This window comes from Streptomyces seoulensis (assembly GCF_022846655.1).
Classification (GTDB): domain Bacteria; phylum Actinomycetota; class Actinomycetes; order Streptomycetales; family Streptomycetaceae; genus Streptomyces.
In genome coordinates this window covers 1,196,607-1,221,674 of the sequence record NZ_AP025667.1, presented here as the reverse complement: position 1 = coordinate 1,221,674, position 25,068 = coordinate 1,196,607, and the positions used below count along the sequence as shown (strand labels likewise).

Sequence of the window (25,068 nt, the reverse complement as noted above, 5' to 3'; positions counted from 1 at the left end):
CGGACCGGAGCCGGGGGGCGCGGCAGGCGCCCCCCGACCTCAGCGTCCGTTGAACGCGTCCTTCAGCCGGGAGAACAGGCCCTGCTGGCCGGGCTGGAACTGCCCCGTGGGCCGCTCCTCGCCGCGCAGCTTGGACAGCTCCCGCAGCACCCGCTCCTGCTCGGCGTCGAGCTTGGTCGGGGTGGTGACCTCGACGTGCACGATGAGGTCGCCCCGGCCGCCGCCGCGCAGATGCGTGACGCCCCGGCCGTGCAGCGGGATCGACTGGCCGGACTGGGTACCGGGCCGGATGTCGACCTCCTCCATGCCGTCCAGCGTCTCCAGCGGCACCTTGGTGCCGAGGGCCGCGGCCGTCATCGGGAGGGTGACCGTGCAGTGCAGGTCGTCGCCGCGCCGCTGGAAGGTGGAGTGCGGCAGCTCGTGGATCTCGACGTACAGGTCGCCGGCGGGGCCGCCACCGGGGCCGACCTCGCCCTCGCCCGCGAGCTGGATGCGGGTGCCGTTGTCGACACCGGCGGGGATCTTCACCGTCAGGGTGCGCCGGGAGCGGACCCGGCCGTCGCCCGCGCACTCGGGGCACGGGGTCGGGACCACGGTGCCGAAGCCCTGGCACTGGGGGCAGGGGCGGGAGGTCATGACCTGGCCCAGGAAGGACCGGGTGACCTGCGAGACCTCGCCACGGCCGCGGCACATGTCACAGGTCTGCGCGGAGGTGCCGGGGGCCGCGCCCTCGCCGCTGCAGGTGTTGCAGACGACCGCCGTGTCGACCTGGATGTCCTTGGTCGTGCCGAAGGCCGCCTCGTCCAGCTCGACCTCGATCCGGATCATGGCGTCCTGGCCGCGACGGGTGCGCGAGCGCGGGCCGCGCTGCGACGCCGTGCCGAAGAACGCGTCCATGATGTCGGAGAAGTTGCCGAAGCCGCCGGCCCCGAAGCCGCCCGCGCCACCGGCGCCGCCGGCCTGCGAGAGCGGGTCGCCGCCGAGGTCGTAGACCTGCTTCTTCTGCGGGTCCGACAGCACCTCGTAAGCGGCGTTGATCTCCTTGAACCGCTCCTGGGTCTTCGGATCGGGATTGACGTCCGGATGCAGCTCGCGTGCGAGCCTGCGGAACGCCTTCTTGATCTCATCCTGCGACGCGTCGCGGCGCACGCCGAGAACGGCGTAGTAATCCGTGGCCACTTACGACTCCGCCAGGATCTGTCCGACGTACCGTGCCACTGCGCGTACCGCTCCCATCGTTCCCGGATAGTCCATGCGGGTCGGTCCGACCACGCCGAGCTTGGCAACCGCCTCGCCGCCCGAACCGTAGCCGACCGACACGACGGACGTGGAGTTGAGTCCCTCATGAGCGTTCTCGTGCCCGATACGCACGGTCACGCCCGGATCTTTGGCTTCGCCGAGGAGCTTGAGGAGCACGACCTGCTCCTCCAGGGCCTCCAGCACGGGCCGGATCACCAGGGGGAAGTCATGTCCGAAACGGGTGAGATTGGCGGTTCCGCCGATCATCAGCCGTTCCTCGTTCTCCTCGACCAGTGTCTCCAGCAGAGTGGAGAGCACTGTGGAGACCGTACCGCGATCCTCCGCCTCGAAGGCATCGGGGAGGTCCTCGACCAGTCGCGGTACGTCGGTGAACCGGCGTCCGGCCACCTTGCTGTTGAGCCGCGCGCGCAGATCCGCGAGCGACGCCTCGCCGAACGGGGCGGGGCAGTCGACCATCCGCTGCTCGACCCGGCCGGTGTCCGTGATCAGCACGAGCATCACGCGCGCGGGGGCGAGTGAGAGCAGTTCCACATGCCGCACGGTGGACCGGGTCAGCGAGGGGTACTGCACGACGGCGACCTGCCGGGTGAGCTGCGCGAGCAGCCGCACCGTGCGGGCCACGACGTCGTCCAGGTCGACCGCGCCCTCCAGGAAGTTCTGGATCGCGCGCCGCTCGGGCGCCGTCATCGGCTTCACACCGGCGAGCTTGTCGACGAAGAGCCGGTAGCCCTTGTCGGTGGGGATGCGCCCGGCGCTGGTGTGCGGCTGGGCGATGAACCCCTCCTCCTCCAGCGCGGCCATGTCGTTGCGCACGGTCGCCGGGGAGACGCCGAGGCTGTGCCGTTCGGTCAGCGCCTTGGAGCCGACGGGCTCCTCGGTGCCGACGTAGTCCTGCACGATGGCGCGCAGTACCTGCAGCCTGCGTTCGCTCAGCATGCGCACCTCCATCACGTCGCCCCACGGTCCTTACGGTGTACCGCCTGGCACTCTGCGCTTGCGAGTGCCAGACTTCCCCGGCCAGTGTACGGCCGTGGGGTGCTCACCGGGCAAGGTCGGTGCGGTCCGCACGGCTTGTGCACCGTTAGCGTCCGGGTATGACGGTGACTTGGGAAGACCTCGGATGGGAGCGGCTGGCCGAAGGGGTGGGCCGGTGCCGGCTGCCGGGCTGGGACTGCACCGTGGGGCTGGTGGTGGGCTCGGGCACGGCACTGGTGGTGGACGCGGGGTCGAGCCTGGCCGAGGGGGCGGGGCTGCGGGCGGCGGCGCGGACGCTGGCGGGCCGGGATGTGACCCATCTCGCGCTGACCCACCCGCATTTCGATCATGTCCTGGGCGCATCCGCCTTCGCCGGGGCGGAGGTCTACGGCGCGGTCGGGCTGGACGTGGTCTTCACGCACGAGCGCGCGGCGCTGCGGCTGGACGCGGTCGACCACGGGCTCCCGGCCGGGGAGGCGGAGGCCGCCACGCGGGCCCTGGTGCCGCCCGCGCACGCGGTGTCCGGCGAGTGGACGCTCGACCTCGGCGGCGGCCGCCAGGCGCTGCTGGCGAACGTCGGCCCCGGCCACACCGGCCACGACCTGGCGGTGCTGGTGCCCGGCTCCCCCGAGGTCGTCTTCTGCGGTGATCTGGTGGAGGAGTCCGGTGAGCCGCAGGCGGGCCCGGACGCGCTGCCCGCCCGCTGGCCGGCCGCGCTGGACCGGCTGCTGGAGCTGGGCGGCGAGGACGCCCTGTACGTGCCCGGTCACGGAGCGGTGGTCGACGCGGCCTTCGTACGACGCCAACGGGACGCCCTGGCAGCGCGTTTCGGCGTGTCCTGAGTACCGGGCCGCGACTTCTCCTATCGTCATCGGAATGCGCGACTACTCCCCCGACCTCACCGCTCCCTGGAAGAAGCCGAAGCCGGTGCCCGAGGTCGCGGCGGAGGCGGGGCTGGTGGTGGAGGAGCCCGGTACCGGGTTCTGCGGGGCGGTGATCCGCTGCGAGGCGGGCACGGTCACGCTGGAGGACCGCTTCGGCAAGCACCGGGTGTTCCCGCTGGAGCCGCGCGGCTTCCTGCTGGAGGGCCGGCCGGTCACCCTGGTCCGCCCGGCCGCCGCGTCCCCAGCGAAGCCCGCCCGCACCGCCTCCGGCTCCGTCGCCGTCCCCGGCGCCCGCGCCCGGGTGGCCCGCGCCGGCCGGATCTACGTCGAGGGCAGGCACGACGCCGAGCTGGTGGAGAAGGTCTGGGGCGACGACCTGCGCATCGAGGGCGTCGTCGTGGAGTACCTGGAGGGCGTGGACGACCTGCCCGCCATCGTGGCCGAGTTCGCCCCGGACGCCGACGCCCGGCTGGGCGTCCTGGTGGACCACCTCCTGCCCGGCACCAAGGAGTGGCGCATCGCGCGGTCGGTGACCAGCGAGCACGCCCTGGTCGTCGGCCACCCGTACATCGACATCTGGGAGGCCGTGAAGCCCTCGGCCCTCGGCATCCCCGCCTGGCCCCGCGTCCCCCGTGGCCAGGACTGGAAGAAGGGCGTCTGCAAGGCGCTGGGTTGGCCGGAAAACACCGGTGCGGTGTGGCAGGCGATCCTGGCGAGGGTGACGTCCTACCGGGACCTGGAGCCGGAACTCCTCGGCCGGGTCGAGGAGCTGATCGATTTCGTCACGGCCGAGGCGTAGCGGCCCGGTTCAGTCCACCAGGTCCCGCACCACCGCGTCCGCCAGCAGGCGGCCCCGGAGGGTGAGGGTCGCGCGGCCCTCGGCGTAGGGCCCGGGGTTCAGCAGGCCGTCGGTGAGGGCCTGGCGGGAGGCGGCGAGACCGGCCGGCTTGAGCAGGGAGAGCGGGACGCCGTCGCGCAGGCGGAGTTCCAGGAGGATGCGCTCCACCCGGCGGTCCTCCTCGGACAGCAGCTCGCGGCCCGCGCCGGGGGTGCGGCCGGCGGCGAGGGCGGCGGCGTAGGCGCCGGGGTGCTTGACGTTCCACCAGCGCACCCCGCCGACGTGGCTGTGGGCTCCGGGGCCCGCGCCCCACCAGTCGGCGCCGCGCCAGTACAGCTCGTTGTGCAGGCAGCGGGCGGCCTCGGAGGTGGCCCAGTTGGAGACCTCGTACCAGTGCAGGCCCGCCGCGGTGAGCATCTCCTCGGCGATGAGATAGCGGTCCGCGTGGACGTCGTCGTCGGTCATCGGGACCTCGCCGCGCCGGATGCGCCGGGCGAGCTGGGTGCCCTCCTCGACGATCAGGGCGTAGGCGCTGATGTGGTCGGGACCCGCGCCGAGGGCCGCCTCCAGGGAGGCGCGCCAGTCGTCGTCGGACTCGCCGGGGGTGCCGTAGATCAGGTCGAGGTTGACGTGCTCGAAACCGGCCGCGCGCGCTTCCGCCACGCATGCCTCGGGGCGGCCGGGGGTGTGGGTGCGGTCGAGGATCTGCAGCACGTGCGGCTTCGCGCTCTGCATGCCGAAGGAGAGCCGGTTGAAGCCGCCCTCGCGCAGGGTGGCGAGGTAGGCCGGGTCGACGGAGTCCGGATTGGCCTCGGTGGTGATCTCCGCGTCCGGTGCGAGACCGAACTCGTCCCGGACGGCGCCGAGCATCCGCACCAGGTCCTCGGCGGCCAGCAGGGTGGGCGTGCCGCCGCCGACGAAGACCGTACGGACCTCGCGCGGGTCGTCGCCGAGCACCTTGCGGGCGAGCCGGACCTCGTCGACGAGGGTGTCCGCGTAGTTGTCCCGCGAGGCGAGCACCCCGCCCGTGCCGCGCAGCTCGGTGGCGGTGTAGGTGTTGAAGTCGCAGTAGCCGCAGCGGGTCGCGCAGTACGGGACGTGGAGATAGAACCCGAGGGGCCGCTCGGCGGCACCGGCGAGCGCGGCGGCGGGCAGCGCGCCGTCGTCGGGGACGGACTCGCCGTCGGGGAGTGCGGAAGGCATGTCCTCCATTGTCCCGTACCGCGAGCGGGACCCCGCTCACTGCGCCTGGAGCACCAGCAGGGCGAGATCGTCCTCGGGCTCGTCCGCGCCGAAGCCGTGGACCAGGTCGCGGATGCGGTCCGCGATGTCCTCGGCGCTCAGGCCCGCGCAGCCGGACAGGGCCCGGGCGAGCCCGTCGCCGTCGTCGAACTGGTCGGTGCCAGACCGGCGCTCGGTCACCCCGTCGGTGACGCACAGCAGGCTGTCGCCGGGGCGCAGCTCGATGGTCTCGCTGGTGTAGGTCTCGTCCTCGACGACGCCGAGCAGGGTCTGCGGGCGGGCGGCGGTGCACACCTGGCCGTCGGGGCGCAGCACCAGCGGCAGCGGGTGCCCGGCGGAGGCGAGGGTGCAGCGGACACCGCCCTCGACGGGGGTCAGCTCGCCGTAGAGCAGCGACAGGAAGCGGGTCTGCGGGCCGTCTCCGGGGGCGAAGGGGCCGCCTCCGGCGGCGATCAGGGCGCGGGCGGCGGCGTCGGCGGCCTCGGTGGCGTCGTCGAGGAGGAGCTGGTTGAGGCGGTCGAGGACGTCCGCGACGCCGTACCCCTCGCGGGCGAGCAGTCGCAGCCAGGGCCGGGCGAGCCCGATGACCACGGCGGCCTCGGGCCCCTTGCCCTGGACGTCGCCGACGGCGAAGCACCAGCGGCCGTGCCCGGCCGGGAACAGGTCGTAGAAGTCGCCGCTGGGGCCGCCCTGGTCGCGGGGTTCGTAGACGAGGGCGCTGGTCATGCCGGGGATCTCGGCGACCGCGCCGGGCAGCAGTCCGCGCTGCAGGATGGCGCTGATGGTGGCCTGGCGGGCGTACTGGCGGGCGGCGCCGATGGCGAGGGCGACCCGGCGGCCGAGGTCCTCGACCAGGCCGGTGACCTCGTCGGGGAAGCCGAGCAGTCCGCAGCGGCCGATGAGGAGGGTGCCCAGCGGGCGGCCCCCGGCGATCAGCCGGTAGGCCAGCGCGGTGCCGTGGGCGCCCTCGGGGCCGAGCGCGGTGCCGGGCCAGGGGTAGGTCTCGGGGCCGGAGCGCAGGCCGTGGGCGGAGCGCGGCGGCTCCTTCTCCAGGGCCCGCTGGAGCTCCTCGATGCGGCTCTCGCTGGCGTGCCAGACGCGGGCGGGCCCTTCGCCGCCTCCGCGTACGGTCGCCTCGTCCTCCAGCCAGACGGCGCACCAGTCCGCGAGCCGGGGCACGATGAGCTGGCCGGTGAGGGCGGCGACCAGGTTCTCGTCGAGCTGTCCGGCCAGGAGGTCGGAGGCTTCGGCGAGGAAGGACAGCGCACCCCGGCCGAGCCAGTCCCGGTCGCCGGCGGCGCGCTGCGGCTGCGGGGCGAGGGCCTCGGCGGCCACGAGGGCGGGAGCGGGCGCGGGGCCGTCGGGTTCCTCGGCGCCGCCGGGCGGCAGCCGGGCCCAGACGGTCTTGCGGCCGGTGCGGTAGGTGACGCCCCAGGACTCGGCGAGGGTGGCGACCAGCCGCAGTCCACGCCCGTGCTCGGGGGTCTCGTACGGGGTGTCGTCGGCCGGGTCGCGCGGGGCGCGGGCGGGGTGGTGGTCGTGGACCTCCACGACGAACGCGCCGCTCTCCTCCAGCCGCCAGCCGACCTCGACCCCGGTTCCGGCGTGGACGACGGCGTTGGTGACGAGTTCGCTGACGACGGCGGTGGCGTCGTCGCCGAGCCGGGCGGCGCCGTCCGGGGCGGTGAGGCCGCGGCCGGACCAGTCGGCGAAGGCGGCGCGCACCAGGGCGCGGGCCGTGCCGGGCGCGGCGGGGCTGCCGGGGAGGGTGGCGCCGCCCTCGGCGAGGGTGCGCGTGCCGAGGGGCGCCGGTGCGTCGTCCGCTCCGGCGCCGCCCGCCCGTTGCACGGGTATGGCCGCCATGTCCATGCGGCCAGGGTGACAGAAAGGCGGGACTCATAAGCACCGAGTCACCGAAGTGAACGATCGTGACGGCCGACTCGGCCATCGCCGCGCCACAAGGCGGTCATTTTCGGACGCGGCCGAAACCCAACCCTGCCGGAGCGGCCCGAGGACCGCCCCGGCGGGCGTTTCTCACGCCTCGCGGGCCCCGTTGTACATCTCGTCGATCAGGCCCTTGTACTCCCGCTCGACCACGGGCCGCTTCAGCTTCAGGCTGGGCGTGATCTCCCCGTGCTCCACGTCGAGGTCGCGCGGCAGCAGCCGGAACTTCTTGATGGTCTGCCAGCGCTGGAGCCCCTCGTTGAGCTGCTTCACGAAGCCGTCGACCAGCTCGACGGTCTGCGGCGCGGCGACCACCTCGGCGTACGACCTGCCCTCCAGGCCGTTGTCGGCGGCCCACTGGAGGATGGCGGCCTCGTCGAGGGCGATGAGGGCGGTGCAGTAGTTCCGGTCGGCGCCGTGCACCAGGATGTTGGAGACGTAGGGGCACACCGCCTTGAACTGGCCCTCGACCTCGGCGGGCGCCACGTACTTGCCGCCCGAGGTCTTGATGAGGTCCTTCTTGCGGTCGGTGATGCGCAGGTAGCCGTCGGCCGACAGCTCCCCGATGTCACCGGTGTGGAACCAGCCGTCGGACTCCAGCACCTCGGCGGTCTTCTCGGGCTGCTGGTGGTAGCCCTCCATGACGCCGGGGCCGCGCAGCAGGATCTCGCCGTCGTCGGCGATGCGCACCTCGCAGCCGGGCATCGGCTTGCCGACCGTGCCGGTGCGGTACGCCTCGCCGGGGTTGACGAAGGAGGCGGCGGAGGTCTCGGTCAGGCCGTAGCCCTCCAGGATGTGGATGCCGGCGCCGGAGAAGAAGTAGCCGATCTCGGGGGCGAGGGCGGAGGCACCGGAGACGCAGGCACGCAGCCGGCCGCCGAACGCCTCGCGCAGCTTGCCGTAGACGAGGGCGTCGGCGGCCTTGTGCTTGGCTGCCAGCGCGAACGGCACGGAGGCGGTGCCGGTGCGCCGGAAGCTGTCCTGGGACGCCTTGGCGTACTCGCGGGCGACCTCGGCGGCCCACTGGAAGATCTTGTACTTGGCCGCGCCGCCCTCGCGGGCCTTGGCGGCGACGCCGTTGTAGACCTTCTCGAAGATGCGCGGCACGGCGGCCATGTAGGTCGGCCGGACCACCGGCAGGTTCTCGATGATCTTGTCCACGCGGCCGTCGACCGCGGTGACGTGGCCGACCTCGATCTGGCCGGAGGTGAGCACCTTGCCGAAGACATGGGCGAGCGGCAGCCAGAGGTACTGCACGTCCTCGGCGGTGCACAGGCCGGTCGCCGCGATGGCCCGCGCCATGTAGGACCAGTTGTCGTGCGGCAGCCGCACGCCCTTGGGGCGGCCGGTGGTGCCGGAGGTGTAGATGAGGGTGGCGAGCTGGTCGCGGGTGATCGCGCCGACCCGCTCCTTGATCAGCTCGGGGTGCTGCTGCAGGTAGGCGGCGCCGCGCCGCTCCAGCTCGGCGAGGGTGATCACCCAGTCGCCGGTCTCGGCGCCCTCCGGGTCGATCACGACGACCTTGGCCAGCGCGGGCAGCTCCGCGCGCCGCTCCAGCGCCTTGGCGACCTGGGCCGCGTCCTCGGCGATCAGCACCCGGCTCTCGGAGTCGGACAGGATGAACGACGACTCGTCGGCGTTGGTCTGCGGATAGACGGTGGTGGTGGCGCCGCCCGCGCACATGATGCCGAGGTCGGCGAGGATCCACTCCACGCGGGTCGAGGAGGCAAGCGCCACCCGCTGCTCGGGCTCGATCCCCAGCTCGATGAGGCCGGCCGCGATCGCGTGCACCCGCTCCGCCGCCTGGCTCCAGCTCAGTGAGCGCCACTCGTCGGGACCCTCGCCGGTGGCCGACGGGACGGGGTAGCGGTAGGCCTCGGCGTCCGGTGTGGCGGCCACGCGCTCCAGGAAGAGGGCGGCCACGGACGGCGGACGGTTCTCGATCAGGGTCTGTGTGTCGCTCACGACATCCTCCGGGGCCCGCGACGGTGCGGCTGACTCGGTGCGGCTGGGTGGACTCACGCTGGTTCGAAGCTGTTGTTTAACCCGCGAGTAACTAGCGAGCAGGGATCAGGGTAAGGGGCGACCGGCCACCGCGTAAGAGGCCACGGCCTGTCACTTCGCACCGGCACCCCATCGAGAACACCGCCGGTACGACCCCCCGTACGAGCGGGGGCCCGCCGCACATGTGTACGGCGGGCCCCGCTTTGCCCGTTTCGCTCCGACGACTCGGTGCCGGTGCGGTTACTTCTTGCCCTTGCCCGAGCTTCCGGCGCTGTCGTCGCTGGAGAGCACGGCGATGAACGCCTCCTGGGGAACTTCCACGGAACCCACCATCTTCATCCGCTTCTTGCCCTCCTTCTGCTTCTCCAGCAGCTTCCGCTTACGCGAGATGTCACCGCCGTAGCACTTGGCGAGGACGTCCTTGCGGATGGCGCGGATGGTCTCGCGGGCGATGACCCGCGAACCGATGGCCGCCTGGATCGGCACCTCGAAGGCCTGGCGCGGGATCAGCTCGCGCAGCTTGGCGACGAGCCGGACGCCGTAGGCGTACGCCTGGTCCTTGTGGGTGACCGCCGAGAAGGCGTCCACCTTGTCGCCGTGCAGCAGGATGTCGACCTTGACCAGGGAACTGCTCTGCTCGCCCGTGGGCTCGTAGTCCAGGGAGGCGTAGCCGCGGGTCTTGGACTTGAGCTGGTCGAAGAAGTCGAAGACGATCTCCGCGAGCGGCAGCGTGTAGCGGATCTCGACCCGGTCCTCGGAGAGGTAGTCCATGCCGAGCAGGGTGCCGCGCCGGGTCTGGCACAGCTCCATGATCGAGCCGATGAACTCGGACGGCGCGAGGATCGTGGCGCGCACGACCGGCTCGAACACGTCGCTGATCTTGCCCTCGGGGAACTCGCTGGGGTTGGTCACCGTGTGCTCGGTGCCGTCCTCCATGACCACGCGGTACACCACGTTCGGCGCGGTGGCGATGAGGTCGAGGCCGAACTCGCGCTCCAGCCGCTCCCGGATCACGTCCAGGTGCAGCAGACCGAGGAAGCCGACGCGGAAACCGAAGCCGAGGGCGGCGGAGGTCTCCGGCTCGTAGACCAGCGCGGCGTCGTTGAGCTGGAGCTTGTCCAGCGCCTCGCGCAGCTCGGGGTAGTCCGAGCCGTCCAGCGGGTACAGGCCCGAGAAGACCATCGGCTTCGGGTCCTTGTAGCCGCCGAGCGCCTCGGTGGCGCCCTTGGCCTGGCTGGTGACGGTGTCACCGACCTTGGACTGGCGGACGTCCTTCACACCGGTGATCAGGTAGCCCACCTCACCGACGCCCAGGCCGTCGGCCGGGAGCATCTCCGGCGAGCTGACGCCGATCTCCAGCAGCTCGTGGGTGGCGCCGGTGGACATCATCCGGATGCGCTCACGCTTGCTGAGCTGGCCGTCGATGACACGCACGTACGTCACGACACCGCGGTAGGAGTCGTAGACCGAGTCGAAGATCATCGCGCGGGCCGGGGCGTCGGCGTTCCCGACCGGGGGCGGGATCTCCTTGACCACCTTGTCCAGCAGCGCTTCGACACCGAGGCCGGTCTTGGCGGAGACCTTGAGCACGTCGTCGGGGTCGCAGCCGATCAGGTTCGCCAGCTCCTCGGCGAACTTCTCCGGCTGCGCAGCCGGCAGGTCGATCTTGTTCAGGACCGGGATGATCTTGAGGTCGTTCTCCATCGCCAGGTACAGGTTGGCGAGGGTCTGCGCCTCGATGCCCTGGGCGGCGTCGACGAGGAGGACGGTCCCCTCGCAGGCGGCCAGCGAACGCGAGACCTCATAGGTGAAGTCGACGTGGCCCGGCGTGTCGATCATGTTGAGGATGTGCGTCGTGCCCTGGTCCGGGCCCTCGGTCGGGGCCCAGGGCAGTCGCACCGCCTGGGACTTGATCGTGATGCCGCGCTCGCGCTCGATGTCCATCCGGTCGAGGTACTGAGCACGCATCTGCCGCTGCTCGACCACACCGGTCAACTGGAGCATCCGGTCGGCGAGCGTGGACTTGCCGTGGTCGATGTGCGCGATGATGCAGAAGTTGCGGATCAGAGCCGGGGCGGTACGGCTCGGCTCGGGCACATTGTTAGGGGTCGCGGGCACGCAGGGTCCTGTCTCTTGAGGCGCCTTATGCCTCGGGTCGGATCTATACGTAGACACCATGGTCCCACGGAGAGCGACCGGGGAGCGTTTTGGGCCGCCGCCGGGGCCGCTGGTACTGTAGAGCGCTGTGCCTCATGCCCTCTCAGCACGAGGCGCGACGATAAATTTCTGGATCACCGGTACGGGACCGACAACGGGCCCGGACCTGAACCTGTAAAGGCTTCTTTCGTGGCGAACATCAAGTCCCAGATCAAGCGGATCAAGACCAACGAGAAGGCTCGGCTGCGCAACAAGGCCGTCAAGTCCTCCCTGAAGACCGCGATCCGCAAGGCCCGCGAGGCCGCTGCCGCGGGTGACGTCGAGAAGGCCACCGAGTACCAGCGCGCTGCCGCGCGTCAGCTCGACAAGGCCGTCTCGAAGGGCGTCATCCACAAGAACCAGGCCGCCAACAAGAAGTCGGCGCTCTCGTCCAAGGTCGCGGACCTCAAGGGCTGAACCTCCTTCTGATCTGACCGCCGGAAGGACCCAGAGCGGGCCCTCTCTATCCGCTCCCGTCCGGCATCCCGGAGCCACACGCGGCCTGCGTTCGCCACGCGGGTGTGGCTCCAGCAAGCTTCACCGAGAACCCCGTCACCCTCCTTACCGGGAGGGGGCGGGGTTCTCTGCATGTCCGGTTCTCCGCATGTCCGGTTCTCCGCATGTCCGGGGGCCGGGTCGCGGGGCCTGCTCCTGGCAGACCGGCTCAGTCGTGCTCGCGGAGTCTGCGCCAGATGCGGGTGCGGTGCAGCACGTAGAGGGAGACGCCCAGGACCAGCGCCTGCAGTCCCACCGCCAGCAGCCAGAACTCGTCCCGGCTGGCCAGCTTGTCGGTCAGGAAGGTGAAGTTCATCCCGAAGAACCCGGTGAGGAACGACAGCGGCAGGAAGATCACGGACACGATGGCCAGCCGGTTGATCACGCCGTTCTGCTCGCCCGCGACCAGCGAGGAGTAGCTGGCGAAGGCCCGCCGGGTCGCCTCCTGAAGCGATTCGATGTCCGCGAGCACCAGTCGTCCGCTGGTCTGGAACTCCCGGGCGAGCCGCTGCCGCTGCTCGGGGAACGAGGGGTTCATCATCCGCCGGGTGAGCACCTCGTCGGTCAGCTCCAGGAAGGGCCGCAGGAAGTGGTGGAGGAGTGCGGAGCGGCGGCGCAGCGACGACAGGCGGGCGACCTGTTCGGGATTCCGCTCCTCGAACATGTCGTCCTCCAGCTCCTCGGTCTCCAGCAGCGCCTCCACGGCCGCCCGGCGGAAGCTGCCCAGCGCCTCCCCGAGCAGGAGAAAGAGCACGGCCACGGGGTCGGCGGGCCGTTCGTGACGCAGCGCGAGGGGCAGCAGGTGCCCCAGGCCCGCCTGTCCCCGGTGCACGGAGGCGAGGAAGGTCTCCGTGACCACCGCGTGGATGTGCACGATCCGCTCCCCGTTCACCACGGGGATGACGAACCCGGCCCGGTCGCCCAGGTAGTCGGCCCTCGGGGGCTCGTCCGCCCGTCCGAACCAGTCCAGGCTCTCGGTGTCGAGGCCCAGCCGGTCGGCGACCGACCGCTCCTCGGCCTCGTTCTCCTCCGCCGCCCGCACGTCCGCCCCCGGCTCCGGAACCTCGGGGAGTTCGACGTCGACGAGCACGAAGGGGTCCAGGGCCAGCCGGTCGCGCGCCTGAGCGGCATCGGTCCGGGTGAGGGTCGCCTCCGGCATCGACACCACCGTTACGATCATCGCCCCTCGCTCCTCGTCCCGAAGCCCGCGGTCCCGAAGCCGGAGGTCCCGAAGCCGGAGGTCCCGAAGCCGGGGTCCCGAAGCCCGCGGCCTCAAGCCTCCGCGCGCTCCACCGCACCCGCACGCGCAGGCACTCGTATGCGCGCGCGGACGAGCCGAACGGATGACGGAGCGGGGCGGGGTGGGGTGGGGCGGGTGGAGCTGGGTGGGTGAAGCGGGGCGGGTGGAGCTGGGCGGGTGGAGCGGGGCGGGTGGAGCGGGGCGGGTGGAGCGGAAGTCCGCCGGCCCGACGGGGTACGACCCCGGCCCGCCGTCCTTCGTTACGCCCGGCCCCGCGACCGGGCCGCCCTGGCGATGGTCACGACCGCCTTCTCCAGCGCGTACTCCGGGTCGTCGCCGCCGCCCTTCACGCCCGCGTCGGCCTCCGCGACCGCGCGCAGCGCCACGGACACCCCGTCCGGGGTCCAGCCCCGCATCTGCTGGCGGACCCGGTCGATCTTCCAGGGCGGCATCCCCAGCTCACGGGCGAGGTCGGCCGGACGCCCGCCGCGCGCCGAGGACAGCTTGCCGATGGCCCGCACTCCCTGGGCCAGCGCGCTGGTGATCAGCACCGGTGCCACCCCGGTCGACAGGGACCAGCGCAGCGCCTCCAGCGCCTCGGCCGTGCGCCCCTCCACCGCCCGGTCGGCGACGGTGAAACTCGATGCCTCGGCCCGCCCGGTGTAGTACCGGCCGACCACGGCCTCGTCGATCGTGCCCTCGACGTCGGCCACGAGCTGGGCCACCGCCGAGGCCAGTTCGCGCAGGTCGCTGCCGATCGCGTCGACCAGCGTCTGGCACGCCTCGGGCGTCGCGGAACGCCCGAACTCCCGGAACTCACCTCGCGTGAACGCCAGCCGGTCGGCCGGCTTGGTCATCTTCGGGCAGGCGACCTCGCGGGCGCCCGCTTTACGGGCCGCGTCCAGCAGCCCCTTGCCCTTCGCACCACCCGCGTGCAGCAGGACGAGCGTGATCTCCTCGGCGGGCGAGCCGAGGTACGCCTTGACGTCCTTGATCGTGTCGGCCGAGAGATCCTGGGCATTGCGTACGACCACGACTTTGCGCTCGGCGAAGAGCGAGGGACTGGTCAGCTCGGCGAGGGTGCCGGGCTGCAACTGGTCCGGGGTGAGGTCGCGTACGTCCGTGTCGGCGTCGGCGGCCCGGGCGGCGGCCACCACCTCCCGCACGGCACGGTCGAGCAGGAGGTCCTCCTGGCCCACGGCAAGGGTCACCGGGGCGAGAGGGTCGTCATTCGCAGTCTTTCTTGCCATCACTCACAGCATCCCACGCGGCACCGACAACGAAGCGGCCCGCGCACCCCGACCGGCCCCTGAGCGGCCCCTGAGACGGGGGTCAGGGGCGCGGGGGCGCGAAACGCGGGCGCGGAGGCGCGGACGGGCATGGGCGGGCGGGTAGGCAGGCAGGGACGGGCAGGCAGAGCGCGGGCTCACGGCTCCTCGCGCCAGCCGTCCCACTCGGCCGCGAAGGCGTCCAGTTCGGCGGGGTCCAGCCGCTCCGCCTCGTCGCGCAGGACCACCAGCCACTGGGCGTCCTCCGCGTCGTCCTCGCCGGCCAGCGCGTCGCGGACGAGCCGGGGCTCCTCGTCGACTCCGAACCGCGCTCCGAGCGCCTCGGCCGCCTCCTCGGCGGCGTCACGGTCGGGGAGCACCAGCACATGTCTCACATCACTCACGCGGCCATTCTCCGGTACGGCTCGGCGGCGGGGACGCGGGGTGGGTGTCGCGGAGGTCGGCCGCCGGGAGGCTCAGCCCGTGAACACGCGCGGCACGATCTGCACGTCCAGGTCGATCCGGATGCTCGGCCCGATCGCCGCGATGCCGCGCGTCAGCAGGGTCTGCCAGTTGATCGTGTAGTCGTCGCGGTGGAGTTCGGTGGTGGCGCGGCAGGCGGCGCGCGTCTCGCCCTCCATGCCGTTACCGAGACCGAGGTACTCGGTGTCGAGGGTGACGGTACGCGTCACGCCGTGCAGCGAGAGCCCGCCGGTGACGGCCCAGCGGTTGCCGCCTCGGCGGACGAACCGCTCGCTGTAGAACTCCAGCGTCGGGTACCGCCCCACGTCCAGGAAGTCGGGCGAACGCAGGTGGTCGTCGCGCATCCGGACCCCGGTGTCGATGGAGGCCGCGTCAATCACCACGTGCATCGCCGAGTGCTCCACCCGGTCCGCGATCCGCACGGCGCCCGCGAAGGAGTTGAACCGGCCGTGGATACGGGCCAGTCCGATGTGCCGTGCGGTGAAGGCGATGGAGGAGTGGGCGGGGTCGACGTCCCAGTCACCCCGCTCGGGAGCCTGGGGCGGGGGCGCCACCTGGAGGGTCACGTCACCGAGCGAGGCGAGGGCGCTCTCCGCGACCATGGCCGTGGCGCGGTAGGGCGTGAACCCCTCGGCGGACACCGCGAGCCGGTACTCGCCGGCCGGGACCGTCGCCATGAAGGAGCCGTAGGGGTCGGTGCCGCCGGTGACCACCCTGCGGCCCAGGCTGTCGCTGACGGTGAACTCGGCTGAGGCGACCGGCTGGTTGGCCGGATCGAGCACCCGGCAGCTCAGCACCCCCGCGTCGGCCGGGGTGCGGAGCGCCGCCAGGGGGCTCGTCCGGTGGACCCGGTCCGTTCGTTTCTCCAGCCACCGGCCGAACATGTACGCCACTCCTGTGCGCCTCGACATCCTGCGTTTGCCGAAGGGTCATTCGATCACCGATGCGACTTTCGAGCAAAACGGGGCTACATCACAGCAGTCCGACCCATGCGCCGGAACTCACCCGAATTGGCCGCTCCGGACGGTGGGCACCTGACTCAGCCCGATCCCGAACCCGTCCCGGTACACGGCGAGCACCTCCTCGTCCGTCCCCAGCTCGCGCACCTCCTTCCGCCCGTCCGGGTCCGTGGTCGTCAACGTCCGCCCGCTGAGCGTGATCCGCCCACCGTCCTCCGTGATCCGCGAGCACACCAGGGACCGCGTGAAGTGCGACGTCGGTGAAGTCGAGTGCCACCAGGCTCCGGCGCGGAAGTCGGGGAGCGAGCGGGGGCGCGTCTCCAGGCGGTACTGCGGCGTGCCGTCCCGGAGGACGTCCAGGTCCCCGTCACCCGCCTCCACCACCCGGAACGTCCCGCCGGGGTCCGCCTGATCCCCGCGCTCACCGAAGACCAGCGGACCGTGGCTGTGGGCGCCGAACCCGACGTCGGCGAGCAGGTCGCCACCGTCCACCGTCCGCACCCGCAGGGCGAGATGGTCGTACGGGATACCGAGCCCGTCGTCCCCGTGCACCCGGCCCGCGAGGAGCTGGACCTCGTAGCCGAGCAAGGCCAGCAACAGGCCGAAGGTGCCGTTGAGTTCGTAGCAGAAGCCGCCCCGGCGGGCGCCGACCACCTTGTGCAGCAGCGCTTCCTCCTCCAGGACGACCGGCTCGCCCAGGTGGATCGACAGGTTCTCGAAGGGGACCGTCTGGAGGTGGCGCAGGTGCAGGTCCCGCAGGGCGTCGGTGGTGGCCCGCGCGGGGCGCTCCGCGCCGAGGCGTCGGAGGTAGGCGTCGGCCTGGGTGGGGTTCATGGGCCCAGTGTGGTGGGCTGTGCGGCGTATGGGCCCGCGTCGCCACGTACGCGTACCCCGGAAGGCCCGCGGAGTGACCCGCTACTCCGTGAACAGGCTGATCAGGTGGTACGGCGTGTCGTCGCCCAGCATCTCGCGGAGATCGACCCCCTCCAGCGCGGCCGCGGCACTGCGCGGGAACATCTCCCGCTCGTACGCGGTGAGTGCGGCCTCCACGTCGCCCGGGTGTGCGGCGATGGCCTTGCCGAGTTCGGCGCCGTCGTAGAGGGCGAGGTTGGCGCCCTCGCCGTTCGGAGCCGTGAGGTGGGCGGCGTCACCGAGGAGCGTCACGCCAGGTTGGCGGTCCCAGCGGTGCTCGGCGGGCAGCGCGTGGATGTGGCGCGGCACCGGCGCGGTGTCTCCGTCAGCGATCAGCGAGGTGAGCTGCGGAACCCAGTCGTCGAACTCGTGCGCGATCCGCACGAGCGTGGCGGCTGAGTCGGAGAAGTCGATCCCGTCGAACCACTCGCGCGGCCGGACGAGCATCACCCAGGTGTGCAGGTTCCCGCCCCGCTCCCGGTGCACCAGCACCCCCTTGCCCGGGGCGAGGATCATCGTGGAGCCGTCGCAGACGAGCTTCGCGCTCTCCGGGTGCCGGGTGTCGGCGTCGAGCAGATGGGTTTCCACGAAGGAGACGCCGGTGTACTCGGGCGTCGCGCCGGACAGCAGCGGCCGGACCCGGGACCACGCGCCGTCCGCGCCCACCAGCAGCTCCGTCTCGACCGTGGCGCCGTCGGCGAAGGCGACCTCGTGACGGCCGCCGCCGAGCCCGCGGACCCCGGTGACCTTGTGGCCCCACCGCACGGTGCCGGCGGGCAGCGAGTCGAGCAGCATCTGCCGCAGTTCGCCGCGCGGGACCTCGGGGTTGGTGCCCGTACCGTCGTCGGGCAGGTCCAGCAGCACCTCGCCCTCCCGGCTCAGGACGCGTGTCGCCTGGCGCCCTTCGAGGATGAGGGCGCGGAACTCGTCGTAGAGACCGGCGTCCCGCAGCGCGGGCTGGCCGTTGTAGTCCCGGATGTCGAGAAGCCCGCCCTGCGCGCGCGCCGTGGGAGAGGTCTCCGCCTCGTAGACCGTGGCCCGGATGCCGTGGACGTGCAGAACGCGGGCCAGCGTGAGGCCACCGAGTCCCGCACCGATGATCGTGACGTGAATGCTCATGGGGCCACGCTCACAAGGGGGGCCGACAAAGCCCCGACAGAGGGCCGACAGCCGGAAGGCCTGACCGACAGGGCGGCGACAGCAGCGGTGAAGGGCCGGGGCTGCCCTGGGACTTGGAGCGCCCGATGACCGTGGGCGCACCCCCACCACTGTCGCCGAACCTGAGCGTGGAGGCGGACCAGGTCCGGTCCGGCCTCTTCTCCGGCGACGGCGCCTTCGTCGGCCAGGGGGCTACCGCAAGGGCAGCTCGGCGAGCATGACGGCGTAGACCGGGGAGTCCGGGAAGGGCCGGCGCTCGCCGATCTTCTTGAAGCCCCAGTCCTCGTACAGGGATTGGACGCGCGGGTGGGTCACGTCGACCAGGAGGACCGCGAGGTCTTCGGGGCGGTTCTCGAAGAGGGCGCGGGTGAGCGTGTCCGAGACACCCTGCTTGCGCTTGGAGGGGTGCACGGCCAGCTCTGAGAAGGCGAACGTCCGGTGCTTCTCGGGGACTTCTCGCACGTACTCCCGCCACCACTCCCGGCCCTCGTCCAACGGGGCGCCGTAGGCGAAGCCCACCGGCGTCCCGTCGTCGTACGCGATCACGCAGACGTACCCCTCCTTGCCGCCCCAGTGGTCCACGAACCAGGGGAACTTCTTCTTGAAGTCGTCGTCCCGGTCCGGTCCGGCCGCTGCGGCGTGCAGGTCGATGATCGTCCGACGGATCTCCGTCAGGTCCTCGGTCCCGAAGTGTCGGATGTCCAGCCCAGCGGCGGTCACAGGCGACTCCATTCCGTGCGGTAGCGGTCGCCCCACTCTCGGGCGATCGTGGCGTCGGGCGCAAGGGTGATCAAGTCTCGGTAGTAGTCGCCGAGGAGAGACCTCATGCGCCCAGGAATCGGATGCCCTGACATCAAGGTGAACACCGTGGAGGCCGTGGAACACGCCTGGTCGACGTCGCGCTGGTGAAGCTGGGCCAGGGCAAGGCGGCCCGTGGCCAGAGCCCGGTTCCTGCGGAACTCCTCCGGGAACGTGCTCAGGGCCTTGTGAGATGCCGCTTCGGACTCGGCGGCATCTCCGATACGGTCCCGGACGATCGCCGTCATGGCCATCAGCTCGGCCGGCCCGTAGAAGGCGATCCAGCTCGGGGTGGGCTCGGAGGCGTCCGCCTTGCCCAGAGCGTCCTGCGCGTACTCGAGGGAACGGATGGCAGCCTGCCGGTTGCCGAGGTTGGCATGTCCGATGGCCGTACGAGCGTGGGCCAGGGAGGCGAAAAGGGGAGCCCTCCGGGCAATGGCCGTTCCCTGCGCCGCGTATCCGGCATCGACTGCTTCGGTGAACTCGTCCCGGTGGTGGGCGAGCATCGCGTACGAGTTCCAGACCCTCATTTCGGCGACCGGGTCCTTGCCCATGCCGGCCAGGTACAGGGCTCGGCCGAGGAGCTGTGAGGCCCGGTCCATCCGGCGGGCGTCGATAGCGCTCCAGGCGGCTGTGGCGGTGTAGTCGGCGGCCACGGAGAAGAGCCGCTGGCGGATGCGCTGGGTGGCCCCGAGCTTCTGCTTCGCCAGTGCCTCTGCGGCTCCGGAGAGTGCGGCTCGTTCCAGACCTTCGTGGCCGCCTCTGCTGCGGTCCACCTCCATCAGGGCGTCCAGCCCCCGGCGGAGACGGATGACGTCAGAGGTGCCGACGTGTGGAGGTGCTCCAGTGAAGGGGGCGACCACCGAGGCCGTCGTTCCGGTCGCGGCACTGAGGAAATTCCTACGGTCCACGGGGTCCTCCGGAGAGTTCGAGGGGGGCCGTCGCGCCGGCGGCCTGAAGCCCAGCGCCCCGGCCGCACACCCGAATACTGCCTCTATGGCTTCCCGTTGGCGGGGGTGGGGCCAGCGGGTTTTTCCGGTCAGCCAGTTCCGAACGGTCCTGTCGCTGACCGTGCCTTCGTGCCCGGCGCGGATCAGGTGGTCGTTGACCCGCTCGGCCAACCCGGTCTGCGTGAGGCCCAGCTCGACCATGGCGCTGATGAGGCTCCCGTTCCCCTCCACATACTCACGGTAGTGAATGAGTGCCTTTCAGTGAGCCGGAACCACATGAAATTTCCGGTCCTCCCGCATACGCGTGGGGGCGATTTTTCCTGCTGCCCCAGATCAGGCGGCCGTTGACTGGAGCGACGACACAGCCGCTCCGGAGTGACCCGGTATGCGGTTCCCATACCTGTTCGAGGTCCCCATGACAGTGACCGTCACACCCCACCCCACGGGGCATCCCGGATACTCCCAGACCCTTCCCCGGAAGCCGGAGAGCGCCGGCGAGGCGCGCAGGCTCGTTCGGACCGCTCTCGCGGCGTGGCGTATGGACATGCTGATCGAGGACGCCGTCACCGTCGCGTCGGAGCTGGTCGCCAACTCCGTCGAGCACGCCCGGTCCGCTTCGATCCGGGTGGTCGTCGGGCGACCCACACCGAACACGGTCCGGCTGGGTGTGGTCGACCGGTCGAAGGTTCTGCCTGTACTTCGTACCGAGTTCACCGGCGTCCCGTTACGGGGTCGTGGCCTCCTGATCGTGGACAGGCTGACGGCCCGGTGGGGCACCGAGCTGTACCCGTGGGGCAAGCAGGTGTGGGGCGAGCTGCGGGTGGAGGGGCGATGAAGGACGGCAAGCCCTGGGTGGGTGACGCGGTACGCGACGGGGCCACCGGCAGGAAGGCCATCGTGACCGACGTCCAGCGCGGTTCCCGGTACATCCTTCGGCCTCACGCGGGCGGCGGCCCGACCTGGGTGGCCGAGGAGCCCGAGAGGCTGACCGTAGTAACGCGCGAGCAGGAGTAGGTCAGCCGTCGTGCCCTCAATCCCTCATCACCTTCATCCCGCCGCGTGGCCCGCCCGACCCCGTGAGGGCTAGGGCGCCGTCGCGGTCGGTGCGGAGCACCGTGGCTCCGCCGGAGCGGAGGGCGGCCAGGGTGGAGGGGGCCGGGTGGCCGTAGGGGTTGTCCGTACCGCAGGAGATGAGGGCCACGCGGGGTGCGGCGAGGCGTATCAGGTCGGGGTCCTGGTAGGCCGAGCCGTGGTGGGCGACCTTCAGTACGTCCACGTGGGCCAGGTCGGCGGCCTGCGGTGTGCGGAGCAGCTCCCGTTGGGCGGGGGGTTCGAGGTCGCCGAGGAGGAGCAGGCGGAGGCCGGCGGTGTGGACGAGGAGGGTGATGCTGGCGTCGTTCGGGCCGTCCGGGGTCACGTGGTCGGCCGCCGGCCAGAGCACCTGCCAGGCGAGGGGGCCCGCGCGGCGCGCCTCGCCCGCAGCGGCCGTCGTGAGCGGGATGTGCCGGGCCGCGGCCTCCCGGCGCACGGATTCGGCCTGGTCGGCGGGTTCGGCCAGACCCGTGGTCTCGATCGCGCCGACCGAACGGCCCCGCAGCACTCCGGAGAGCCCTCCCACGTGGTCGGCGTGGAAGTGGGTGAGGACCACGAGGGGGATGCGGGTGATGCCCAGCTCGCGCAGACAGCGGTCGACCGGTGCCGGGTCGGGTCCGGCGTCCACCACGACCCCGGCGCCCGCTCCGGCCGACAGCACGGTGGCGTCGCCCTGCCCCACGTCGCACATGGCGAACCGCCAGTCCGGCGGGGGCCAGCCGGTGACCGCGCGGGTCAGCGGGGCGGGACGTACGACCGCCAGCAGCAGGAGCAGGGCGAGCGCGCCGCACCACCAGGGGTGCCGGAGCAGGCGCCGCCCGGCCAGGACGAGGATCACGGTGACGGCGGCCAGCAGCAGCGCCCCCGGCCAGCTTCCCGGCCAGTCCACGCCCGCGCCGGGCTGGGCCGCGCCGGTACGGGCCACGGTGGCGATCCATCCGGCGGGCCAACCCGCGCACCAGGCCAGCACCTTGGCCAACGGCATCGACACCGGTGCCGCCGCCAGCGCCGCGAACCCGAGCACGGTCGCGGGAGCCACGGCCAGCTCCACCAGCAGGTTGCACGGCACCGCCACCAGGCTCACCCGGGCCGACAGCACCGCCACGACCGGCGCGCACGCGGCCTGCGCCGCCGCGGCCGCCGCCAGCGCCTCGGCGAGCCGGGCGGGCACCCCGCGCCGCAGCAGGGCCTCGCTCCAGCGCGGCGCCAGCAGAAGCAGCGCACCGGTCGCCAGCACCGAGAGGACGAAGCCGTAACTCCGGCTCAGCCAGGGGTCGTACAGGACGAGGAGAAGTACGGCCGTGGCAAGCGCAGGTACGAGCGATCTGCGGCGGCCGGTCGCCAGGGCCAGCAGGGCGACCGAGCCGCACGCCGCCGCACGCAGCACGCTGGGGTCGGGGCGGCACACGATCACGAAGGCGAGGGTCAGCGCTCCCGCGAGCAGGGCGGTGGTGCGTAGGGACAGGCCCAGGAAGGGTGCGATGCCCCGGCGTTCGGCCAGCCCCGCCATTCCCGGCGGGCCGATGAGGAGGGCGAGCAGGATCGTCAGGTTGCTCCCGGAGACGGCCAGGGTGTGCGCGAGGTCGGTCGCCTTGAAGGCGTCGTCCAGCTCGGGGGTGATCCGCGAGGTGTCTCCGACGACCAGCCCCGGCAGCAACGCCCGTGCGTCCGGCGACAGTTCCTCGGTCGCCTCCCGCAGCCCCGCCCGTAGCCGACCCGCCAGCCGTTGCGGCGCACTCGGTCCCGCGACGACCTCCGGCGGCGGCCAGCTCCTTACGCGCAGCACGGCCGCCGTACGGTCACCTGCCGAGGTGGGCGGCGCCAGCCTGCCGGTCACGCGCAGCCGGGTGGAGGGGAGCAGCCGGAGCCACGCCACACGCGCGTCGGCCCTGTCCCCGCGTGCTCCGGGGGCCGGTACATCGGCGTCGACGACCAGGAGTACGGGACTTCGGGTGCGGGCCCCCTCCCCGCCCCCCGCCCCCTCCCCCACCCACCGCACCTCACCCCGCGCCAACACCCCCACCGGCGCCGCGTGATCCCCGCGCACCCGGGGCACGCTCAACCAGGGGTCGCCGGTCAGCTCCACCTCCGCCGCCACGGTCCCGAACCGCCGCGCCGCCTCCGGCACCGGTCCGCGCCGTACATCGGCCCCGTGCAGCCCCGCCGAGACGGCGGACGCGGCGACACAGAGCAGCACCGCCGCGACCGGAACGCGATACCGGCCGGGCCGGACCCGGAGCAGCGCGGCCCCGACCACGAGACCGGCGCCCGCGATCCCCAGACTCCACCCCGGCGGGACGTCCAGGACCAGCGCCGCCGTCGCCCACGCGGCGAGCGCGGGCCCTACGAGCCGCAGGTCTACCGGGCCCTCCTGCCGAGGATGGGAGTCACCCTTCCAGGCAGGGTCGTCCACATCGGCCCTCACGGCCCCACCCGTGCCCGGAGGTCCGAGAAGCGCCGGTCACCGATGCCGTCCACCTGGCGCAGCTCGTCCACCGAGCGGAAACCGCCGTGCCGGGTGCGGTAGTCGATGATGCGCTGAGCCAGCACCGGGCCCACGCCGGGCAGCGTGTCGAGCTGTTCCACAGTCGCCGTGCCGAGCGACACCGGCGCCGTGGGAGCCCCACCGGCCAACCCCGCCACACCCGGCCCGACCGGAGCCGGGACCCCCGGAACCGGCACACCCGACGCCCCCACCACGATCTGCTCCCCGTCCACCAGGAAGCGGGCCCGGTTCAGCCCCTCGGCCCGCACCCCCGGCCGCACTCCCCCCGCAGCCTTCAGCGCGTCCGCCACCCGCGACCCCGACGGCAGCCGCCGAATCCCCGGATCACGCACCTTGCCCCCGACGTCCACCACGATCTGCGCACCCGGCGAACCAGGCGTGACCACGGAGCCCGCGCCGTCGCCCGCCTCCCGCGCCTTCAACCGCACCGGAGCCTCGCGCACCACCTGAGGGGCGCTCACATTCTGTGTACGCCCGCTCCAGAAGTGCTGGGCGGCCAGAGCGGCGGCCAGCACCAGCAGCACCGCGAGTGCGAGCACGCTCCGCCGCTCGACCCCGCACCGCGCCTGCACCCACATGGGCACCCGGTCCCGCAGCGCGAGCCCGGCCCGCTCCCGTCGGCCGGAGTCAGCGAGTGGCGCCTCGGAGGGCAGCTCCACGCCCACCGGTGGCCCGCTCCCCGACTCCACCCCCGGTTCGCCGAACAGCCGCTCGGCGCGGCGGCGCAGCTCCTCCGCCGGGACGGGTGAGCGGTGCCGGGCACGACCGCGCTCGGGCGGGCGGCGATGGCGGACCCGGCTGTCGGAGTCGGGGCCCCGGCCGGGACCGCTGGTCGGAGTGGATACACGGGACAGTGATCGAAGTGCCATGGCACGAGGATCGGACATCCCGTCACGGAAAGTGGATCTTGCTCAATTTCCGTGGAAAAGGCCGCCGTTGTGGATAACTCCGCCACCCCGAGGAGTGAGGGGCAGGCGCGAAGAGCACCTCAACGCGGCGAAACCACGACCCCCAGCAACCCGGGCCCGGTATGCGCCCCGATCACCGCCCCCACCTCGCTGACATGCAACTCCGCTAGTCCAGGCACCCGTTCACGCAGCCGCTCCGCCAACGCCCCCGCCCGCTCGGGGGCGGAGAGATGGTGGACGGCGATGTCGACCTCGGCCCCGCCCGCCCGGTCCACCACGATCTCCTCCAGCCGGGCGATCGCCTTGGACGCCGTGCGCACCTTCTCCAGCAGCTCGATGCGCCCGTTCTCCAGCCGGAGCAGCGGCTTGACGGCGAGCGCGGAGCCGAGCAGGGCCTGGGCGGTGCCGATGCGGCCGCCCCGGCGCAGATAGTCGAGGGTGTCGACGTAGAAGTGGGCGGTGGTGCCCGCGGCTCGTTTCTCGGCGGCCGTCACCGCCTCGTCCACCGTGCCCTCCGCCTCGGCGGCCTCGGCGGCGGACAGCGCGCAGAAGCCGAGCGCCATGGCGACCATGCCGGTGTCCACGACCCGGACCGGTACCGGGGCCTCACGGGCCGCCAGCACGGCCGCGTCGTAGGTGCCGGACAGTTCGGCGGACAGGTGCAGGGAGACGATGCCGTCCACACCCGTCTCCGCGATCTCGCGGTAGGTCCGCGCGAACTGCTCCGGGCCGGGGCGGGAGGTGGTGACCGGGCGACGCTTCTGCAGGGCCTGGGCCAGGGAGCGGGTGGAGATCTCGGTGCCCTCTTCGAGCGCCTGGTCGCCGAGGACCACGGTCAGCGGCACCGAGGTGATGCCGTGGCGCTCCATCAGCCCCGGCGGCAAGTAGGCCGTTGAATCGGTGACGATAGCGACATGGCGGGACATGAGCTGGAGGTTACCTGCCGTAGCGCCCGC

22 protein-coding genes are annotated in these 25,068 nt (G+C 72.3%); 5 read left to right on the top strand and 17 right to left on the bottom strand.

The window, feature by feature from the left end:
• Positions 1-39: 39 nt before the first annotated feature.
• On the bottom strand, positions 40-1,179 hold the full coding sequence (dnaJ, locus tag HEK131_RS05605; protein ID WP_217463383.1) for a molecular chaperone DnaJ: 1,140 nt from the start codon (positions 1,177-1,179) through the stop codon (positions 40-42).
• A complete protein-coding gene (gene hrcA / locus HEK131_RS05600; protein ID WP_217463382.1) occupies positions 1,180-2,196 on the bottom strand; it encodes a heat-inducible transcriptional repressor HrcA in 1,017 nt (338 codons plus the stop codon).
• Positions 2,197-2,354: 158 nt separating this feature from the next.
• Here hrcA and HEK131_RS05595 point away from each other — a divergent pair, with 158 nt between their 5' ends.
• Positions 2,355-3,077, top strand: coding sequence for an MBL fold metallo-hydrolase (locus HEK131_RS05595; RefSeq protein WP_244333868.1), 723 nt, complete (start codon positions 2,355-2,357; stop codon positions 3,075-3,077).
• A 34-nt stretch (positions 3,078-3,111) separates the two neighbouring features.
• Positions 3,112-3,918: a DUF3097 domain-containing protein gene (locus HEK131_RS05590; protein WP_244333867.1), complete on the top strand. Its 807-nt coding sequence runs from the start codon at positions 3,112-3,114 to the stop codon at positions 3,916-3,918.
• Between the two features lie 9 nt (positions 3,919-3,927).
• Here HEK131_RS05590 and hemW read toward each other — a convergent pair whose 3' ends face one another.
• The 4 genes from hemW to lepA form a co-directional block, all read right to left on the bottom strand.
• On the bottom strand, positions 3,928-5,160 hold the full coding sequence (hemW, locus tag HEK131_RS05585) for a radical SAM family heme chaperone HemW (RefSeq protein WP_217463379.1): 1,233 nt from the start codon (positions 5,158-5,160) through the stop codon (positions 3,928-3,930).
• Positions 5,161-5,196: 36 nt separating this feature from the next.
• Positions 5,197-7,062 (bottom strand): SpoIIE family protein phosphatase, encoded by a 1,866-nt coding sequence (locus tag HEK131_RS05580; RefSeq protein ID WP_244451946.1) that lies wholly within the window; start codon positions 7,060-7,062, stop codon positions 5,197-5,199.
• Positions 7,063-7,233: 171 nt separating this feature from the next.
• On the bottom strand, positions 7,234-9,108 hold the full coding sequence (locus HEK131_RS05575; protein WP_244333866.1) for an AMP-dependent synthetase/ligase: 1,875 nt from the start codon (positions 9,106-9,108) through the stop codon (positions 7,234-7,236).
• A 279-nt stretch (positions 9,109-9,387) separates the two neighbouring features.
• A complete protein-coding gene (gene lepA / locus HEK131_RS05570; protein ID WP_217463377.1) occupies positions 9,388-11,265 on the bottom strand; it encodes a translation elongation factor 4 in 1,878 nt (625 codons plus the stop codon).
• Positions 11,266-11,493: 228 nt separating this feature from the next.
• On the opposite strand from lepA, the gene rpsT reads away from it, so the two are divergent.
• Positions 11,494-11,760: a 30S ribosomal protein S20 gene (gene rpsT / locus HEK131_RS05565; protein WP_217463376.1), complete on the top strand. Its 267-nt coding sequence runs from the start codon at positions 11,494-11,496 to the stop codon at positions 11,758-11,760.
• 247 nt (positions 11,761-12,007) lie between these two features.
• Here the strand turns inward: rpsT and HEK131_RS05560 are convergent, their stop codons facing one another.
• The 8 genes from HEK131_RS05560 to HEK131_RS05525 form a co-directional block, all read right to left on the bottom strand.
• Positions 12,008-13,018, bottom strand: coding sequence for a CorA family divalent cation transporter (locus HEK131_RS05560; RefSeq protein ID WP_244333865.1), 1,011 nt, complete (start codon positions 13,016-13,018; stop codon positions 12,008-12,010).
• Positions 13,019-13,338: 320 nt separating this feature from the next.
• Positions 13,339-14,328 carry a DNA polymerase III subunit delta gene (gene holA / locus HEK131_RS05555; RefSeq protein ID WP_217463375.1) on the bottom strand — a complete coding sequence of 330 codons (990 nt, stop codon included), beginning with the start codon at positions 14,326-14,328 and terminating at the stop codon, positions 13,339-13,341.
• A 176-nt stretch (positions 14,329-14,504) separates the two neighbouring features.
• Positions 14,505-14,750 (bottom strand): hypothetical protein, encoded by a 246-nt coding sequence (locus HEK131_RS05550; protein WP_161150010.1) that lies wholly within the window; start codon positions 14,748-14,750, stop codon positions 14,505-14,507.
• 72 nt (positions 14,751-14,822) lie between these two features.
• Complete coding sequence (locus HEK131_RS05545) at positions 14,823-15,713, bottom strand: YceI family protein (RefSeq protein WP_244333864.1); 891 nt, start codon at positions 15,711-15,713, stop codon at positions 14,823-14,825.
• Positions 15,714-15,830: 117 nt separating this feature from the next.
• Positions 15,831-16,622: an arylamine N-acetyltransferase family protein gene (locus HEK131_RS05540; protein WP_244333863.1), complete on the bottom strand. Its 792-nt coding sequence runs from the start codon at positions 16,620-16,622 to the stop codon at positions 15,831-15,833.
• Between the two features lie 81 nt (positions 16,623-16,703).
• The gene (locus HEK131_RS05535; RefSeq protein ID WP_244333862.1) at positions 16,704-17,819 is read right to left on the bottom strand and encodes an FAD-dependent oxidoreductase; all 1,116 of its coding nucleotides are present in this window, start codon (positions 17,817-17,819) and stop codon (positions 16,704-16,706) included.
• A gap of 231 nt (positions 17,820-18,050) precedes the next feature.
• Positions 18,051-18,578 carry a GNAT family N-acetyltransferase gene (locus tag HEK131_RS05530; RefSeq protein ID WP_432215613.1) on the bottom strand — a complete coding sequence of 176 codons (528 nt, stop codon included), beginning with the start codon at positions 18,576-18,578 and terminating at the stop codon, positions 18,051-18,053.
• Positions 18,575-19,807 (bottom strand): XRE family transcriptional regulator, encoded by a 1,233-nt coding sequence (locus tag HEK131_RS05525; RefSeq protein WP_347881847.1) that lies wholly within the window; start codon positions 19,805-19,807, stop codon positions 18,575-18,577. The genes HEK131_RS05530 and HEK131_RS05525 overlap by 4 nt, the downstream gene beginning before the upstream one ends.
• A gap of 184 nt (positions 19,808-19,991) precedes the next feature.
• On the opposite strand from HEK131_RS05525, the gene HEK131_RS05520 reads away from it, so the two are divergent.
• Together HEK131_RS05520 and HEK131_RS05515 are read left to right on the top strand one after the other, a co-directional pair.
• Positions 19,992-20,441, top strand: coding sequence for an ATP-binding protein (locus tag HEK131_RS05520; RefSeq protein WP_347881846.1), 450 nt, complete (start codon positions 19,992-19,994; stop codon positions 20,439-20,441).
• A complete protein-coding gene (locus HEK131_RS05515; RefSeq protein WP_244333858.1) occupies positions 20,438-20,620 on the top strand; it encodes a hypothetical protein in 183 nt (60 codons plus the stop codon). Before HEK131_RS05520 ends, HEK131_RS05515 begins: the two co-directional genes overlap by 4 nt.
• Positions 20,621-20,636: 16 nt before the next feature.
• On the opposite strand, the gene HEK131_RS05510 is transcribed toward HEK131_RS05515, so the two are convergent.
• The 3 genes from HEK131_RS05510 to HEK131_RS05500 form a co-directional block, all read right to left on the bottom strand.
• The gene (locus tag HEK131_RS05510; protein ID WP_244333857.1) at positions 20,637-23,123 is read right to left on the bottom strand and encodes a ComEC/Rec2 family competence protein; all 2,487 of its coding nucleotides are present in this window, start codon (positions 23,121-23,123) and stop codon (positions 20,637-20,639) included.
• Positions 23,120-24,073, bottom strand: a complete 954-nt coding sequence (locus tag HEK131_RS05505) for a ComEA family DNA-binding protein (protein WP_244333856.1) — start codon at positions 24,071-24,073, stop codon at positions 23,120-23,122. The genes HEK131_RS05510 and HEK131_RS05505 overlap by 4 nt, the downstream gene beginning before the upstream one ends.
• A 119-nt stretch (positions 24,074-24,192) precedes the next feature.
• Positions 24,193-25,038 (bottom strand): DegV family protein, encoded by an 846-nt coding sequence (locus tag HEK131_RS05500; protein ID WP_244333855.1) that lies wholly within the window; start codon positions 25,036-25,038, stop codon positions 24,193-24,195.
• Positions 25,039-25,068: the final 30 nt, after the last annotated feature.

Excerpts from the sequence above, each read along its gene's own strand:
- hrcA (WP_217463382.1), bottom strand. The coding sequence starts at position 2,196 with ATGCTGAGCGAACGCAGGCTGCAGGTACTGCGCGCCATCGTGCAGGAC.
- HEK131_RS05595 (WP_244333868.1), top strand. The coding sequence starts at position 2,355 with ATGACGGTGACTTGGGAAGACCTCGGATGGGAGCGGCTGGCCGAAGGG.
- HEK131_RS05590 (WP_244333867.1), top strand. The coding sequence starts at position 3,112 with ATGCGCGACTACTCCCCCGACCTCACCGCTCCCTGGAAGAAGCCGAAG.
- hemW (WP_217463379.1), bottom strand. The coding sequence starts at position 5,160 with ATGCCTTCCGCACTCCCCGACGGCGAGTCCGTCCCCGACGACGGCGCG.
- HEK131_RS05580 (WP_244451946.1), bottom strand. The coding sequence starts at position 7,062 with ATGGCGGCCATACCCGTGCAACGGGCGGGCGGCGCCGGAGCGGACGAC.
- HEK131_RS05560 (WP_244333865.1), bottom strand. The coding sequence starts at position 13,018 with ATGATCGTAACGGTGGTGTCGATGCCGGAGGCGACCCTCACCCGGACC.
- holA (WP_217463375.1), bottom strand. The coding sequence starts at position 14,328 with ATGGCAAGAAAGACTGCGAATGACGACCCTCTCGCCCCGGTGACCCTT.
- HEK131_RS05545 (WP_244333864.1), bottom strand. The coding sequence starts at position 15,713 with ATGTTCGGCCGGTGGCTGGAGAAACGAACGGACCGGGTCCACCGGACG.
- HEK131_RS05540 (WP_244333863.1), bottom strand. The coding sequence starts at position 16,622 with ATGAACCCCACCCAGGCCGACGCCTACCTCCGACGCCTCGGCGCGGAG.
- HEK131_RS05535 (WP_244333862.1), bottom strand. The coding sequence starts at position 17,819 with ATGAGCATTCACGTCACGATCATCGGTGCGGGACTCGGTGGCCTCACG.
- HEK131_RS05525 (WP_347881847.1), bottom strand. The coding sequence starts at position 19,807 with ATGGTCGAGCTGGGCCTCACGCAGACCGGGTTGGCCGAGCGGGTCAAC.
- HEK131_RS05520 (WP_347881846.1), top strand. The coding sequence starts at position 19,992 with ATGCGGTTCCCATACCTGTTCGAGGTCCCCATGACAGTGACCGTCACA.
- HEK131_RS05515 (WP_244333858.1), top strand. The coding sequence starts at position 20,438 with ATGAAGGACGGCAAGCCCTGGGTGGGTGACGCGGTACGCGACGGGGCC.
- HEK131_RS05505 (WP_244333856.1), bottom strand. The coding sequence starts at position 24,073 with ATGGCACTTCGATCACTGTCCCGTGTATCCACTCCGACCAGCGGTCCC.
- HEK131_RS05500 (WP_244333855.1), bottom strand. The coding sequence starts at position 25,038 with ATGTCCCGCCATGTCGCTATCGTCACCGATTCAACGGCCTACTTGCCG.